The 14602-nt window shown below is 61.8% G+C and carries 15 protein-coding genes; 11 read left to right on the top strand and 4 right to left on the bottom strand.

Translation table 11 applies throughout. From position 1 onward, the window contains the following. The first annotated feature begins 28 nt into the window (after positions 1 to 28). Positions 29 to 808 carry an ABC transporter ATP-binding protein gene (locus tag DEVEQU_RS10775; RefSeq protein ID WP_126150624.1) on the top strand — a complete coding sequence of 260 codons (780 nt, stop codon included), beginning with the start codon at positions 29 to 31 and terminating at the stop codon, positions 806 to 808. A 1-nt stretch (position 809) separates the two neighbouring features. Further along, a complete protein-coding gene (locus tag DEVEQU_RS10770) occupies positions 810 to 1715 on the top strand; it encodes an ABC transporter permease (protein ID WP_126150582.1) in 906 nt (301 codons plus the stop codon). An 82-nt stretch (positions 1716 to 1797) separates the two neighbouring features. On the opposite strand, the gene DEVEQU_RS10765 is transcribed toward DEVEQU_RS10770, so the two are convergent. Beyond that, entirely contained in the window at positions 1798 to 2448 is a 651-nt protein-coding gene (locus tag DEVEQU_RS10765) for a DUF2161 domain-containing phosphodiesterase (protein WP_126150581.1), read from the bottom strand. 170 nt (positions 2449 to 2618) lie between these two features. Here DEVEQU_RS10765 and DEVEQU_RS10760 point away from each other — a divergent pair, with 170 nt between their 5' ends. Genes DEVEQU_RS10760 through DEVEQU_RS10740 form a run of 5 tightly spaced genes read left to right on the top strand, consistent with a single transcriptional unit; the run spans position 2619 to position 6137 of the window. Next, positions 2619 to 2891 carry a PepSY domain-containing protein gene (locus DEVEQU_RS10760; protein ID WP_126150580.1) on the top strand — a complete coding sequence of 91 codons (273 nt, stop codon included), beginning with the start codon at positions 2619 to 2621 and terminating at the stop codon, positions 2889 to 2891. After that, the gene (locus DEVEQU_RS10755; RefSeq protein WP_126150579.1) at positions 2884 to 3480 is read left to right on the top strand and encodes a cytochrome b/b6 domain-containing protein; all 597 of its coding nucleotides are present in this window, start codon (positions 2884 to 2886) and stop codon (positions 3478 to 3480) included. The genes DEVEQU_RS10760 and DEVEQU_RS10755 overlap by 8 nt, the downstream gene beginning before the upstream one ends. Next, positions 3452 to 4126 carry a response regulator transcription factor gene (locus tag DEVEQU_RS10750; RefSeq protein ID WP_126150578.1) on the top strand — a complete coding sequence of 225 codons (675 nt, stop codon included), beginning with the start codon at positions 3452 to 3454 and terminating at the stop codon, positions 4124 to 4126. Before DEVEQU_RS10755 ends, DEVEQU_RS10750 begins: the two co-directional genes overlap by 29 nt. Further along, positions 4123 to 5442 (top strand): sensor histidine kinase, encoded by a 1320-nt coding sequence (locus DEVEQU_RS10745; protein ID WP_126150577.1) that lies wholly within the window; start codon positions 4123 to 4125, stop codon positions 5440 to 5442. Before DEVEQU_RS10750 ends, DEVEQU_RS10745 begins: the two co-directional genes overlap by 4 nt. Beyond that, on the top strand, positions 5439 to 6137 hold the full coding sequence (locus DEVEQU_RS10740) for a VIT1/CCC1 transporter family protein (protein ID WP_126150576.1): 699 nt from the start codon (positions 5439 to 5441) through the stop codon (positions 6135 to 6137). Before DEVEQU_RS10745 ends, DEVEQU_RS10740 begins: the two co-directional genes overlap by 4 nt. On the opposite strand, the gene DEVEQU_RS10735 is transcribed toward DEVEQU_RS10740, so the two are convergent. From DEVEQU_RS10735 to DEVEQU_RS10725, 3 genes are all read right to left on the bottom strand, one after another. Then, the gene (locus DEVEQU_RS10735) at positions 6138 to 6356 is read right to left on the bottom strand and encodes a hypothetical protein (protein ID WP_126150575.1); all 219 of its coding nucleotides are present in this window, start codon (positions 6354 to 6356) and stop codon (positions 6138 to 6140) included. 75 nt (positions 6357 to 6431) lie between these two features. Further along, positions 6432 to 7460 carry a sulfate ABC transporter substrate-binding protein gene (locus DEVEQU_RS10730; protein WP_126150574.1) on the bottom strand — a complete coding sequence of 343 codons (1029 nt, stop codon included), beginning with the start codon at positions 7458 to 7460 and terminating at the stop codon, positions 6432 to 6434. A gap of 245 nt (positions 7461 to 7705) precedes the next feature. Next, a complete protein-coding gene (locus DEVEQU_RS10725; RefSeq protein ID WP_126150573.1) occupies positions 7706 to 8764 on the bottom strand; it encodes an ABC transporter ATP-binding protein in 1059 nt (352 codons plus the stop codon). A gap of 379 nt (positions 8765 to 9143) precedes the next feature. On the opposite strand from DEVEQU_RS10725, the gene DEVEQU_RS10720 reads away from it, so the two are divergent. The 4 genes from DEVEQU_RS10720 (at position 9144) to DEVEQU_RS10705 (ending at position 14572) form a co-directional block, all read left to right on the top strand. Further along, positions 9144 to 10541, top strand: coding sequence for an ABC transporter substrate-binding protein (locus DEVEQU_RS10720; protein ID WP_126150572.1), 1398 nt, complete (start codon positions 9144 to 9146; stop codon positions 10539 to 10541). Between the two features lie 117 nt (positions 10542 to 10658). Continuing rightward, complete coding sequence (locus DEVEQU_RS10715; RefSeq protein ID WP_164550352.1) at positions 10659 to 12620, top strand: ABC transporter permease; 1962 nt, start codon at positions 10659 to 10661, stop codon at positions 12618 to 12620. Next, on the top strand, positions 12617 to 13390 hold the full coding sequence (locus DEVEQU_RS10710) for a FadR/GntR family transcriptional regulator (protein ID WP_126150570.1): 774 nt from the start codon (positions 12617 to 12619) through the stop codon (positions 13388 to 13390). Before DEVEQU_RS10715 ends, DEVEQU_RS10710 begins: the two co-directional genes overlap by 4 nt. A gap of 24 nt (positions 13391 to 13414) precedes the next feature. After that, positions 13415 to 14572, top strand: a complete 1158-nt coding sequence (locus tag DEVEQU_RS10705) for a mandelate racemase/muconate lactonizing enzyme family protein (protein ID WP_206437826.1) — start codon at positions 13415 to 13417, stop codon at positions 14570 to 14572. Positions 14573 to 14602 lie beyond the last annotated feature (30 nt).

Below are 14602 nucleotides of genomic sequence, written 5' to 3'. Positions count from 1 at the left end.
AAGAAAGGAGACGCAGTCACCTGCGTCTCTGCTCCACTGCCAGGGCCTGAAGAAGAGCTTCTCGACCGGGCTGCCCGGCGGTCGACCCGCCCTTGATGGCGTGGACCTGAAGCTGTCGCGCGGTGATTTTGTCGTGGTAATCGGCAGCAATGGCGCGGGCAAGTCGACGCTGCTCAACGCCATTGCCGGCAGCTTCTTCGTCGATGCCGGCCAGATCGTGCTCGACGGACAGGACATTACCCGCCTCGCACCACACCGACGTGCAGGTCTGGTCACCCGCGTGTTCCAGGACCCGATGATCGGCACGGCCGCCGCCATGACCATCGAGGAAAACCTGGCGCTGGCCGAGCGTCGCGGTAAAGGCCATGGCTTTGCCCAGCTGATTTCCGCCCGCCGGCGGGAATTCTACCGGGAGCAGCTGGCCAGCCTGCAACTGGGGCTGGAAGACCGGCTCGATGCGGTGGTCGCGACCTTGTCCGGTGGCCAGCGCCAGGCGCTGTCGCTGATCATGGCGGCTTTGTCGCGTCCAAAGCTCTTGCTGCTGGACGAACATACGGCGGCGCTCGACCCGCGCACAGCCGACCGAGTGATGGCGGCAACGCTCGACACCGTCGCCAGCAATGCGATCACCACACTCATGGTCACGCATAATATGCGCCAGGCCATCGAGACGGGAAACCGGCTGATCATGATGGATGCCGGCAAGATCAAGCTCGATATCGGCGGAACCGAGAAAGCCGGTCTCACCCCTGCCGACCTGATCGAGAAGTTCAAGCTCGACAACGACCGCATGCTGCTGGGAGCCTGAGATGAGTTTTGTTTCGTCCTACATAAATCTCGTCCCGGTCACCTTTGCCCAAAGCCTGATCTATTCGTTCCTGGTGCTGGGCATCATGATCCCTTTCAGGCTGATCAGCTTTCCCGACCTCACCAGCGAGGGGGCCTTTCCGCTCGGCGGATGCGTGTGCGCGGCGCTGATCCTTGCCGGCTACAATCCGATCCTGGCGACGCTGGTCGCCGTGGCGGCGGGTGGCCTGGCCGGGGCCAGCACAGCGATCATTCATCTGCGGTTCGGCATCAACTCGCTGCTCGCCGGCATCCTGGTGTTTACCGGCCTCTACAGCATCAACCTGCGCATCCTGGGCAAGTCCAATGCGGCCTTGTTCAACGCCGACAACATCTTCAACATGATCCATCCGGGTATCGTCACCACGGTTTGGATGCAGATCCTGGTGTTCGGCGTACTGGTCGTTGCCTTGCTGCTGGCGCTGCGCTGGTTCCTGACCACGCAAGCAGGGGCGGCTTTGCGGGTGGTGGGTGTCAATCCAGACCTCGCGCCGTCGCTGGGCATCAACCTGTGGACCTACACCATTGTCGGCCTCGCCCTGGCCAATGCCATGACGGCGCTGGGTGGGGCCCTGATCGTGCAGTTGCAGGGTTATGCCGATGTCGGCATGGGCCTGGGCGTGCTGATCAACGGCCTTGCATCGTTGGTGATCGGTGAAACCATTGTCGGCCGTCATACGGTAACCCGGCAATTGCTGGCGCCGGTGCTGGGTGCGGCGGTGTATTACCAGCTCGTCTCACTTGGCCTGTCCATCGGCCTGCAGCCCAGTGACCTCAAACTGGCGACGGCGATCTTCGTTCTCGTCACGCTGGCCCTGCCTTCAGCCACCGGCAAGCGCTTCCAAACGCGGGAGAAGATGCGCGCCTAATCAAGCGGTAGGGCCGAGGAGTACGTCGGCGCTGTCAGATTACTAGACCTGATAATGGGCGTCCTCACAGTGAGGGCGCCCATTATTCTTGGGCCGGGAGTACTGCCGCTCGACCCAGTTCGGTGAGATCATAGATGCCGCGGCTCACGCGGACAAACCAGCCATAGACATTGCTGCGCAGAATGGTCGGCGCGCGTTCGACAACGGATTTGAGCTGGCGGGGACTTTGCGGCCCGGACAACAGGGCCGCAGCGCAACGTATGCAATCCTGCCGATAGGCGGTCATGATCGGCTTGCCGCGTCCACCGCCCTTTTGCGGATCGCCAACCCGGCGCCGATGCTCCTCCAGCAGCCGCGAGCGGCGCTTTGCGTCCTTGCGCGGTGTCGCGGCAAAGGGGGCGACAATGATCTCGACGGCCCCGGAGGCCGAAACAGTGAGCAGACCAAAGCCCAGCCGGCGGCAGAGATTACGGAACCGCGCATCATGCTCGCGACCACGGCCAGTCTTTGCCGCACGGGCCGCCAGCCACACCTCGTCGCAGAAAGCCGCGCGCTTGACGCCCTGCATCACCAGTTCGAGCGTCAGGGACAGTTTCATTTCGCAGACAACGACGACGGTCGGATCGTCGTCCCGCACGCCGACCAGGTCGCATCCATTCACCTCCCCTTTGACCGAATAACCGGCGCCCTCCATGAAGGCCTTGAGCGGGAGATAAAGGTCGGTTTCGGACATGGATATTTTGGAAGCCCCGTATTGCGCGACCGCACCCTAGCTGAGTCTGGCGCCGTCGGCGAAACGGCTCGGGTCGACTATTTGATGGCTTCGACAGCATCCCGACAGCTTGGCCCGGCTAATCCATGACCATGGCCGCGATGGTGCGGCCCCGAAAATGGAGAACACCCATGAAACTCAAAGCTGCTGTCGTCGCCGCCCTCGTCCTCCTGTCGCCCACCCTGGCCATGGCCAGCCCGAACTGCACCACTGAAGCGCAGGACAAGTGGATGAGCGAAGATGCCATGAAGGCCAAGGTTGCCGAACTCGGCTATACCATCAAGACCTTCCAGGTCAGTGGCAATTGCTACGAGATCTACGGCTTCACCAAGGACGAAAAGCGCGCCGAGGTCTATTTCAACCCGGTGACCGGCGACGTCGTCGAGGCCGAGATCGATGGCTGACACGCATCCAATTGGCACGGCGGCGGAGCAATCCGCCGCCCCCGTCAGGGTCTGGGACCCGCTTGTCCGCCTGTTCCACTGGACCATCGTCACCGGCGTCGTGCTCAACCTCTGGGTCTTGGAGCACGGCAAATATTGGCACAAGGTGACCGGCTATGTCGTCGTCGGCGCGTTGGCCATTCGCCTGGTCTGGGGCATTGTCGGAACGCGGCATGCACGTTTTTCGGACTTCTTTCCAACGCCGCGGCGTGTGGTGAACCATGTTCGACAGTTGCTCGCCGGCACCGATCCGCGCACCCTCGGTCATTCGCCGCTCGGCGCCGTCATGATGTTGAGCCTGATGGCATTGCTGGCTGGGCTCGGTGTCACTGGCTGGATGATGGGGCTCGACGCGTTCTGGGGCGAGAAGTGGTTGGAAACGCTGCATGATGTGATGGCCAATGCCGTTCTTGGCCTTGCCATTCTGCATATCGCTGCGGCCATGATAGAAAGCGTGCGACACCGTGAAAACCTGCCTTTGGCGATGATTACCGGATGGAAACGGCCACTGGACGGCTCTGATGCGCATATTGCTGATCGAGGACAATGAGCGCCTGCGGGCGTTGACCAGCCAGGCTTTGCGGGATGCGGGCTGGCTGGTCGACGATTTTGCTTTAGGCGAAGACGGCATCGAGGCGCAGAGACAGGTGCCCTATGATGCCATCGTGCTCGATTTGGGCCTGCCCGATATTGACGGGCTCGATCTGCTGCGCGGCCTGCGGGCGCGAGCGGTGGCGACCCCTGTTCTGGTCCTGACCGCCCGCGGCGCCGTGGACGAGCGGATCGATGGCCTCGATGCGGGCGCCGACGACTATCTCACCAAGCCTTTCAATAACGGCGAACTGCTGGCCCGCGTCAGGGCACTGCTGCGGCGCAGCCCGCATGCCGTCATGCCGGATCTGGTTGCCGGCCAGCTTACCCTGCCGCTGTCCGGCTCGACATTGCGCTGTGGCGAACAGTCCATCGACCTGGCGCCGCGCGAGCGCGGACTGCTCGAAATGCTGATGCGCCAGGCCGATCAGGTTGTGTCCAAGCGCAGGATCGAGCACGCATTTTCTGAATTCGGCGATGAACACAGCAGCAATGCGGTGGAATTATCGGTGTCGCGGCTGCGTCGAAAACTGGAGGGATATGAGACGGGCCTTGTGATCGAGACCATTCGCGGTGTCGGCTACCTGCTGAGAACGACGTCATGAGCCGTCCACTCTGGCAGCTCGCGGCGACGCGCATCATCGCCTTTGGTTTTCTTGCCGCCCTGGCGCAGATGGCGGTGGTCTTCAGCGACTATTATTTCAACGACGAGGAACTGGGCAGGTTGCTGGTGGAGCAACAGGTGGACATGCTGAGCGAAGGCGCCGCCAGTGTCTCGGGCCGGATCGGCTATGCCCTGCCCGACGAGATGGAGGAGTTGTTTGCCCCCGGAACCGGCTATTTCGCGCGCGTCCGCACGGCCGATGGCGCGGTCTTGTTTTCGGCCTGCGACACCGCCTGCGAGGAACACTTCCTGCCCCTGTCGGTGCGACCGCCCGATTTCTGGGTACGGGTGATCACGCCTGGAAAGCCGCTCCATGTCGCCGGTGGCGGACGAGTGGAGCGCGACGGCAAACCGCTGCTGATCGAATTTGCCACCATGGGTGACCGTGACGGACTGGTATGGGGGGTATTCTGGCATGAGGTGCTCGACCATCTGATCGTGCCAATGAGCATTTTGCTGGTCTTCGTGATCGGCGGCACCATTGTTTCAATCCGCTCCGCCTTGCGACCGGTCAAGGCTGCCGCGAGCGCGGCAGACCGCCTCGATCCCCTGCAACTGGGTGAAGGGCTGCCCATTGCTGGCATGCCCGAAGAAGTGGGGCATCTGACCCGTGCGGTGAATCGCGCCTTTGCCCGCAGCGGCGAGTTGATCCGCAGCCAGCGCGTCCTCACCTCTGCCATTGCCCACGAAGTGCGAACGCCCCTTTCCATCATCAAGCTGGAACTGTCATCCCTGGATCACTCGACGGCCCGGCGCGCCGAAGCTCAGGTCGATGAATTATCCGATTTCGTGGCGCAGCTTACGGCACTGGCGCGACTCGAGGCACTGGAGGCGGACCAATTCGTGGCCACCGACCTGGGCTTGCTGGGCGAGGAACTGGTGGGCGTCATTGCCCCGTGGGTGTTGTCACGTGGCGACAGTATTGCGTTCGAAAATGAAGGGGCCGACAGCGTCCGCATCGCGCCCAATCTCGTGCGCGACGCCTGCCGCAACCTGATCGAGAACGCCGTGCGCCACACGCCGCCGGGCACCACTATCGTCGTGCGCGCCGGGCCCGGCCCGGTGATCGCGGTGATCGACATGGCGCCGTCTGGGGCCGGAGCTGCCCCCCTGTCAGAAGGGCTCGGCATCGGCCTCACCGTGGTCGAGCGAGTCCTTCACCTGAACGGTGCCGTTCTTGCCAAGCACATGAGCGCGAGCGGCATGACCGTCACCATCACCTTCGACGCCAATTTTCGAAACGGGGAAGCGAAATGAGCAGAACGACCCATCGCGAAATGCACATGGTGCACAGGATCGGCTGGCTGCGCGCTGCCGTGCTCGGAGCCAATGACGGCCTGGTTTCCACCTCAAGCCTGGTGGTGGGCGTGGCGTCGGCGGGCTCGAACCATCAAGCGATCCTGATTGCTGGCCTTGCCGGGCTGGTGGCCGGCGCCATGTCGATGGCGGCGGGAGAGTATGTTTCGGTCAGTTCGCAATCGGATGCTGAGCAGGCCGACCTGGCCCGCGAGCGCGCCGAACTACGGGACGATCCGGAGGGGGAGCTGGACGAGTTGACGGGTATCTATGAGGCGCGGGGCCTGGACCGGACGCTGGCACGCCAGGTGGCGGAACAACTGACCAGCAAAGATGCCCTTGCCGCACACGCTCGCGATGAGCTGGGCATTTCCGAGACTATCGCCACCCGCCCGGTGCAGGCGGCTCTCGTTTCGGCGCTGACCTTTGCCACCGGCGCCATCCTGCCGATCCTCGTGGCAGTGTTCTCTCCGCCAGCTCTGGTGGTCTGGCTGGTGGCAGCATCCACCCTTGTCGGACTGGCCATCCTGGGCGGGCTGGGCGCCTCTGCGGGCGGCGCCCGCCTCGTGCGTGGCGCTCTGCGCGTCACCTTCTGGGGGGCTTTCGCCATGGCGGTGACTGCAGCCATCGGCGCAGTCTTCGGGGTGATGGCCTAATTACTCCTGGACCTCGGCTTGCTCCGAGGACTCGGTGTCCGCGCTGGGTTCGGGTCCCTTGCCATTGAGGAAGCAGGCATCCTGCTCGGCGCGCGTCAAAGGTACGGCGCCCTGGGCCGGATCGGGCAGGCCGCCGAAGAAATTGGCCTTGGCGGGAGCGTCGTCCTGGGCGCGCCGCGCCAGCTTGCCCGGACCGAAAATTCCAAAGAAGTGAACCATGTCAGTCTCCCAATGCGGTTTGCGGGGCCAAAGACAGGTGCGGCCGGCCTGTGGGGCCGACCGCGAGTTGAGCTGCTACTGGGTCGGACCGGAATAGATCTGGTCGAAGACGCCACCATCGCCGAAGAAGTGGGGCTGTGCCTCACGCCAGCCGCCGAAATCCTCGATGGTGATCAGGTTCACATCACCAAAGCGGGCAATGTCTTCCGGAGCGGCCGCTTCCGGCTTGAACGGGCGATAGTAGTGCTTGGCGGCGATCGCCTGGCCTTCATCGGAGTAGAGATACTCAAGATAGCCCTGCGCCAGCTCCAGATTACCCTTGCGTTCGGCATTGCCCTTGACGACCGCCACCGGCGGTTCGGCGAGGATGGAAACCGAGGGGGTGACGATGTCGAAAGCATCCGGACCAAGCTCTTCGAGCGCGAGATAGGCCTCGTTCTCCCACGCCAGCAGCACATCGCCGATGCCACGCTGCACGAAAGTGGTGGTGGACCCACGCGCGCCGGTATCGAGCACCGGAACATGCTTGTAGAGCTGGGTAACATATTCCTTGGCGGTGTCGTCATTCCCACCCGGCTGTGCCTTGGCCCATGCCCATGCCGCGAGCATGTTCCAGCGTGCGCCGCCAGAGGTCTTCGGATTGGGGGTGATGACTTCGACGCCATCCTGGGTCAGGTCGCCCCAGTCGGCAATGCCCTTCGGGTTACCCTTGCGGACGAGGAACACGATGGTCGAGGTATATGGCGCGCTATTGTTGGGCAGCAGGGTGCGCCAGTCTGCCGGCACCAAAGCCGGGTTGGCGTCGGAAATGGCGTTGATGTCGCTTTCGAGCGCCAGCGTCACCACATCGGCCTCGAGCCCGTCGATCACCGTGCGGGCTTGCGACCCTGAGCCGCCATGGGTTACCTGGACCGCTACGGTCTCGCCCTTGGTTTCCTGCCAGTGCTTGATGAAGACCTCGTTGTAATCGCGATAGAGTTCGCGCGTCGGGTCATAGGAGACGTTGATGAGCGTCTTGTCCTGGGCATGGGCGGTGACGGCGAAACCCATGGCCAGCGAGGCGGCAAGGGCAGTGTAGGCAAAAATCCTGGCTGTCCGGTTCATCGGAACCTCCCGAGTTATGATGGTTAAACCCTATCAACTCGGTCGTGATTATGAAGGCGCAGTCTTGCCCCGAACTCGGAAGAAATGAAAAATCTTGCTGGATCGGACCGCTAACGCGCAAAGCCGGGCCAACCGGCTTTGCCGCTGTTCCAAACGGCGCTCAACCGCGTGCGGGAATTGCTTTTGCTTCCTTTGCCGGCCTGCGCACCCTGCCCCGCATCACGTCTTGCCGGTAACAGCTTCGCTCAGCGAGCGATGCGATTGCCGGTCTGGGCGTCGAAAAGATGCATCTTGGTGTTGTCGAAGGCGATGCCGATGCGCTCGCCCGGTCCGGCGGCGATGCGCTCGCGAAACACGCCGATCAAATCCTGGCTACCGACGCGTAGCGTGACCAGGGTTTCAGAGCCGGTGGGCTCGATGATGACGATTTCGGCCTGTACGCCGTTCGGGTCGAGCCGCAGATGTTCCGGGCGGAGACCCAGGGTGATGGGACAATCTGACACGCCTGCGGGCACGCTACCCAGATCGATCGCGGTTCCATCGGCGAGCTTGAAGCTGGAACCAGCGATCTCACCTTTGACAATGTTCATGGCGGGAGAACCGATGAAGCCGGCCACGAACAGATTCTTGGGCTGATCGTAAAGCTCGAGCGGCGTGCCCATCTGCTCGATATGGCCCGAATGCATCACCACGATGCGGTCAGCCATGGTCATGGCTTCGATCTGGTCGTGGGTCACATAAACAGTGGTGGTCTTGAGGCGCTGGTGGTTGAGCTTGATCTCGCTGCGCATCTGCACCCGCAGCTTGGCGTCGAGGTTGGAGAGCGGCTCGTCGAAGAGGAAGAGTTGCGGATTGCGCACGATAGCGCGGCCCATGGCGACGCGCTGACGCTGTCCTCCGGACAGATGGCGCGGATAGCGCTGCAGATAGGGTTCGAGGCCCAGTACCGTGGCGGCGCTGGCGACACGCTGCTTGATCTCATCGCGCGGCACTCGCCCGAGCTTGAGCGAGAAGGCCATGTTCTCCTCGACCGTCATATGCGGATAGAGCGCGTAGGACTGGAACACCATGGCGATGTCGCGATCCTTGGGGGCAAGATCGTTGACCACGATGCCCCCGATGGCGATGTCGCCGTCGGTAATATCCTCAAGGCCCGCAATCATGCGCAGCAGCGTGGATTTTCCGCAACCTGATGGTCCGACCAGAATGACGAACTCGCCGTCATTGATGTCGATGGAGACGCCGTGCAGCACCTCCACATTGCCATAGCTCTTGCGAACATCCCGGATCGTTACGGCACCCATCATTTCCTCCCAGATCGACAATCGCCTCTTAACGCCCCTCATTTCGATGGGGGCTCGCACCAGGCGCAGCGCAGGCCGGCCCCAAAGCCTGGACGGCTTTGGACGCGTTTCGACACAGCGCGGCTCCCATTCTGTCTAAAGGCAGGTTTTCCATGCAGCAAGTCTTTTGTGGGACAAAAGGTTGACGACTGATCGTTTTGAGTCCTAAAACATCGCCATTCGCGGTCAATGATGGGACAAAATGACCATATTTGACCGTGACGGGGGCATGGGCGGCGTCGCCCTGTTCCTGGGAGGACGAGCAATTTGCGAGGATTGGTAGGCCCAGAACAGGGCTCCGCAAGCGCTCGGGCATGGTCCAACAGGAGGAAATGGCATCATGACGTCGGACAAGTTCAATCGCCGTGACGTATTGAGGAAAGGCGGCGCCGCTGGCGTGGGCCTTTGGGCAGCTGCGCATGGCCTGCCGGCATTTGCACAGGACAAACCGGAGGAAGAGCTGCCGCAGGGCGCCGCTGGCAAACTGACTGTCATCCACCGCACGGAATATTTCGAAGCGGCGCAGAACCTGTTCCGCGACACCGTCACCAAGTTCGCTGCGGCCAACAATGCGCAGCTCGATATCTCCACGACCAACCCGGAATCGTTCGGTGACTTCCTCGGTAAGATGTCTGCAGCGGTAAAGGCCGGAAATCCGCCTGACCTGGCCTACACCAGCACGGTTTCCATCCCGCAGATGCACTTGCTTGGGCTGCTCGAAGACGTCAACGACGTGGTCGAGGACGCCATCAAGCGTTACGGCAATGTCATGCGCGGCATCAATGCCGAGAGCATCGGCAAGATCGACGGGCGCTGGGTCGCCGTGCCGTTCATCGCCAACACCACAGGCGCATTCTTCCGGGGCGACAAGCTGGCCGAGAAGGGCATCGACGTCTCGACGCTGAACACCTGGGAAGAACGCCGCGAAGCCGCTCTGGCGATTTCCGATCCTGATAATGGGTTTTATGGCTGGGGCCTGACCGTGAACCAGTCCGGTGACGGCTGGGGTGTGGCATCAGCCATTCTCAACGCCTTTGGCGGCCATTTCACCGACGAATCCGGCACCAAGGTCGAGTTTGACTCGCCGGAGACCATCGCTGCCTATGAATTCGTGCGCGAAACCTACGACCGCAATGGCAAGTATGCTGCCATGTTGCCTCCTGGTGTCGAAAGCTGGGGCGACATTTCAAACAACGAAGCCTGGCTTGCAGGGTCGGTGGGCTACACCCACAACGCCTTCTCGCTCTATGCTGCCTCCAAGCGCGACAACAATCCGGTCTTCCCGCATACTGTTCTCGTGCCGCAGCCGCGGGCCAATAATGGCGACCATCGCAATGGCGGCGCCGTCGGCGGCTGGCTGACGATTTTCAAGGGCGCACCGAACGTCGATCTGGCCAAGAAGCTGGCTCTGGACCTGCTCGATCCGGCGAATTTCACGCCGATGTCAGCTGTTGCCGGCGGCCTGTTCATGCCGGCTTACGAAAACCTGTGGACCGAAGAGCTGCTCTCGGCAGACTCGAACTATGCGATCATCAAGGAACAGGTCGACATCGAAGACCCGTTCATCGGCCCCTCCTGGCCTGCCAAGCCGGCTGCCCAGATCGATGCCATCCGCGCCCAGGGCGTGTTGGAACAGTCGATGGGCAACGTGATCGCCGGTCGCATGACCCCCGAAGAGGCGGTCAAGGATGCGCACAACAAGATCGTCCAGATCTTCGAAGAAGGCGGCATCATGTAGCCAGCCTTTTCGACGGGCGCCTCGCGGCGTCCGTCGCTCGCTTTCTCTTAAATTTCAGGACTTTCGGCTTCAGGCTGGTGCGCGCTGCGGCGGGCGCCCGACCCGATGGAGACACGCATGGACGATCGAATGAGCTTGCCGATGGCTTCTGCCCGCAGGCAACCAAGCTTCAAGAAGCGTTTGGAAAACCTGTTCGGAACCGACTGGAAAGTCGGTTATCTGTTCGTCTTGCCCATGGTTCTGATCATGGCGCTGCTGATCTTCTGGCCCTTTGTCAGCGCCATCTTCATCAGTACGACCTCGCTGAACTATCTCACGGGCGAGACCGTCAATGTCGGCATGCGCAATTATGAGCGGCTGTGGACCAGTAGCGATTTTCTGCAGGCCATGCAGAACACCATCCAGTTCACGTTCTGGTCGCTGACCCTGAAATTCGTCATCGGCATGACAGTAGCGCTGATCCTCAACAGCCGGCTGCCTTTCCGCAGCCTGTTGAGCGGTATCATGCTGTTGCCCTGGATCGTGCCGGAAATCGTCACTGCCTTGGCCTGGAAGAGCATCTACGATCCGCTATTCGGCGGCCTCAACCCTATCCTGCAAGGGGTCGGGATCATCGATCGGCCGCTGGGCTGGTTGTCCGATCCCAACATGGCGATGGCCAGCGTCATTTCGGTCAATGTGTGGAAGGGCATCCCGTTCTTCGTCCTGCTGCTGCTTGCCGGCCTCAAAGCCGTGGACAAGGAGCAGATCGAAGCCGCGCAGGTGGACGGCGCCAATGCCGTGCAGCGGTTCCGCAACGTCACGCTGCCCAGCTTGCGCTACGTGATCGTGGTCACCCTGCTGCTGTCGTTCATTTCCACCTTCAACCAGTTTGGCCTGCCCTTTCTGATGACAGGCGGCGGCCCAAGCGGCGCGACGAAGCTTTACTCCATCCTCGCCTATGAAAAGGCCCTGGGCTCGCTGCAATATGGTCCAGGCATTGCCATCGCTTTCTCGGTGGCACCGCTGATGGCCATCCTGATCTGGTTATTGGCCCGCTTTATGCGCCAGGACGACAAGCGTGACGGCGCATCCGAGCGTGGTCCCGGCTTCGCCGACCGGCTGCTGTCGGGCGCAACCTGGCTGGTCAATGTCATCATCGACATCATCTTCCTGCCCATCCAGCTGATTTTCGCCGGTCTGGAATGGATCGTGCGGCGCGTGCGCGTGGCCACCGGCCGCCCCGCGACGCAGCCGATCCTGCGCCATGCGGCGCGATCAAATGCCGGCCCGTTCGCTCGATTTTTGGTGCTGGTGCCGTTCCTGGCTTTCGTGATCTTCCCATTCTACTGGATCGTCACCACCTCGCTTAAATCGACCCCGCAGATCAGTGAGCGCCGCTCGATCTTCTGGCCCGATCCCCCGACGCTGGACCAATACACCTCACTGCTCAATGACACTCCGTTCCTGACCTGGCTGATGAACTCGGCCTTCGTGGCCGCGGTGAGCACGCTAGTTTCGGTCGCCCTGGCGTCGCTGGCAGCCTATGCCCTCTCGCGCCTGCGCTTCCGTAGCGCGGGCTTGTTGACCACGCTGCTGCTGATCACCTACCTGTTGCCGGGTACGCTGCTATTCATCCCGCTCTATCAGACGCTGACCAATCTGGGCGTTATCAACAGCCACACGGCGCTGATCATCACTTACCCCACCTTCCTCCTGCCGTTCGCGACCTGGGTATTGATGGGCTACTTCCGCTCCATTCCGGTGGAGCTGGAGGAAGCAGCACGCATTGACGGCGCCAGCCGCCTCTATATCTTCTGGCGGATCACCCTGCCGCTGGCGGCACCCGCCATTCTCTCGGTGACCCTGTTCGCCTTCACCAACGCCTGGAACGAGTTCCTCTTTGCCTTCGTCTTCATCACCAGTGAATCCCTGCGCACCCTGCCGATCGGCCTGCAGTCGCTGGTGGTTGGCGACATCCTGCCCTGGGGCAAGCTGATGGCTGCATCGCTTCTTACGGCCGTGCCGGTGGCCATCCTCTATGTCTATGCCCAGCGCTTCCTGTCCGAAGGGCTGACCGTTGGAGCCGTCAAGGGATGACCGATCTGCCGCGGATGGGAATGGTCGGCAATGGGCTCAACGCTTCGGTTGTGCGCAGCTCCATTCCCTCTGCCGTAGATGCCATGGTGCTCAAGATCCGCGGCCTGATCGCCGATGGTGGCCTGGTGGTTGGTGACAGCCTGCCCACCGAGCGCGAGCTGTGCGAACGGTTTCAGGCCAGCCGCAACACGGTGCGCGAAGCCATGCGTATCCTCAAGGCCTATGGCGTGGTGTCGGTTCGCCCAAAGGTTGGCGCCACCATCATCGATGACCGCATGGAACGGGCACTCGACCTGTTCTCTTTCAATACGCTCGATATTTCCCGCCGGACCTTCAATGATATCCAGGGATTTCGGCGGCTGATCGAGGTCGGGTCGGTGGATACGCTGTTCGACCTCATGCGTCCCGAGGATATCGCGGAGATGCGTCGCATCAACGATCAGTTGCGCGCCGCCGGGACAATCGCGGAAGCATCGGAGCTGGATTTCCGCTTCCATCTTCGCATTGTGTCCATTCTCGACAATCGCGCGGTGCGCGACGTCTATGGGATCATGAAGCCGGTGATCATCCGGATCATGGAGCGGGCCAAAGAACTGCACAACTTCACAGGCGACACCTATGAGCAGCACGCTGCCGTGGTCGACGCGTTGGAGCAGAGGGACCGGATCCGATACCAGTATGCCCTGCAGTCACACCTGCATATCGGCATCGCATTCTTCGAGGATTCGGCGGAGGAGGCCGTGGATCGGGATTTGTCCGACCAGGGTTAGGCAAGGCTTTGAGGAGACATCGGAGTGAAGATCACATCCGTCAAAACGGCGGCGACGGTCGGCCATTGCATGCATTTGTGGGTTCGCGTCGAAACTGACGCCGGCATTACCGGGCTGGGGGAATGCGTGCATGGCGGCCACCAGGCCATCGCCATTATCGAGAAAGAAATGGCGGCGATGCTGATCGGGCGCGATCCCTTCGCCATTGACGCCATTTTTGAGGATATCAGGCGGAGCCTGGTGTTCGAAGGCGGCTTTGCCGGTGCGTTGATCACCGCGCTTACCGGCGTCGAGATCGCGCTCTGGGATCTCAAGGGCAAGGCGCTCGAGGTGCCGGTCTATGAACTGATGGGCGGCAAGTTCCGCGACGATATCCGCGTCTATTGCGACTGCGAGGTCTCGCCCGGCATGAACATGGACGAGGTCCAGCGCGAGGTGGACCAGGTGCTCGAGGCCGGCTTCAAGGCACTAAAGGTGGATCTCGACATCCGCGCCTATGGACACACCGGCAGCGAAACCGGCTGGTATGTCAAAGACAAGTTCAACATGACTCCCAACAAGTGGGAGCATGACCGCATGGTCGAACTGGCCGAAATGGTGGTCAAGGCTGCCGGCAAGGACGTCGAGGTCGCCTGCGATCTGCATACGCGGCTCGACAAGCACAGCGCCATCCGCCTGGCGCGCGATCTCGAGCATCTCCAGCTCATGTGGCTTGAAGAACCAATCCCGCCGGAGAATATCGATGTCATGGCGGAGATTACGCGCAGCACGTCGACGCCGATCTGCGCCGGCGAGAACCTCTATCTGCGCCATGGCTTCCGCAAGCTGCTCGAACAGCAGGCGGTGGATATCATCATGCCCGACATTCCCAAATGCGGCGGCTTGTCGGAATGCCGCAAGATTGCGGAACTGGCCGATCTCTACTCAATCCCCTTCGCGCCGCACAACGTCTCCTCGCCCATCGGCACCATGGCATCGGCCCATGTCTGTGCCACGATCCCCAATTTCCTGGTGCTGGAATTCCACTGGTTCCATCGCGACTATTGGTCGACCATCACCGATGGCGGCGACATCATCAGGGACGGCAAGATCAAGCTTTCCGATCGGCCGGGCATCGGCCTCGAACTCAACGAGGACGTGGCGCGGGCGCATCAGTATCCGGGAACGACCTGGTTCGCGTGAGCTGACGATCGAATGCGCCTTGTCGCGGGG

This window comes from Devosia equisanguinis (genome assembly GCF_900631955.1).
Taxonomy (GTDB): domain Bacteria; phylum Pseudomonadota; class Alphaproteobacteria; order Rhizobiales; family Devosiaceae; genus Devosia; species Devosia equisanguinis.
Note: the sequence above shows the minus strand (reverse complement) of the source record. Positions and strands in the feature narration are given on the sequence as shown.

What these genes read in the sequence shown, in the direction of transcription:
- DEVEQU_RS10745 (WP_126150577.1), top strand. Translation starts at nt 4,123, where the DNA reads ATGAGCCGTCCACTCTGGCAGCTCGCGGCGACGCGCATCATCGCCTTT.
- DEVEQU_RS10730 (WP_126150574.1), bottom strand. Translation starts at nt 7,460, where the DNA reads ATGAACCGGACAGCCAGGATTTTTGCCTACACTGCCCTTGCCGCCTCG.
- DEVEQU_RS10760 (WP_126150580.1), top strand. Translation starts at nt 2,619, where the DNA reads ATGAAACTCAAAGCTGCTGTCGTCGCCGCCCTCGTCCTCCTGTCGCCC.
- DEVEQU_RS10715 (WP_164550352.1), top strand. Translation starts at nt 10,659, where the DNA reads ATGGACGATCGAATGAGCTTGCCGATGGCTTCTGCCCGCAGGCAACCA.
- DEVEQU_RS10735 (WP_126150575.1), bottom strand. Translation starts at nt 6,356, where the DNA reads ATGGTTCACTTCTTTGGAATTTTCGGTCCGGGCAAGCTGGCGCGGCGC.
- DEVEQU_RS10765 (WP_126150581.1), bottom strand. Translation starts at nt 2,448, where the DNA reads ATGTCCGAAACCGACCTTTATCTCCCGCTCAAGGCCTTCATGGAGGGC.
- DEVEQU_RS10755 (WP_126150579.1), top strand. Translation starts at nt 2,884, where the DNA reads ATGGCTGACACGCATCCAATTGGCACGGCGGCGGAGCAATCCGCCGCC.
- DEVEQU_RS10725 (WP_126150573.1), bottom strand. Translation starts at nt 8,764, where the DNA reads ATGGGTGCCGTAACGATCCGGGATGTTCGCAAGAGCTATGGCAATGTG.
- DEVEQU_RS10720 (WP_126150572.1), top strand. Translation starts at nt 9,144, where the DNA reads ATGACGTCGGACAAGTTCAATCGCCGTGACGTATTGAGGAAAGGCGGC.
- DEVEQU_RS10770 (WP_126150582.1), top strand. Translation starts at nt 810, where the DNA reads ATGAGTTTTGTTTCGTCCTACATAAATCTCGTCCCGGTCACCTTTGCC.
- DEVEQU_RS10750 (WP_126150578.1), top strand. Translation starts at nt 3,452, where the DNA reads ATGCGCATATTGCTGATCGAGGACAATGAGCGCCTGCGGGCGTTGACC.
- DEVEQU_RS10740 (WP_126150576.1), top strand. Translation starts at nt 5,439, where the DNA reads ATGAGCAGAACGACCCATCGCGAAATGCACATGGTGCACAGGATCGGC.
- DEVEQU_RS10710 (WP_126150570.1), top strand. Translation starts at nt 12,617, where the DNA reads ATGACCGATCTGCCGCGGATGGGAATGGTCGGCAATGGGCTCAACGCT.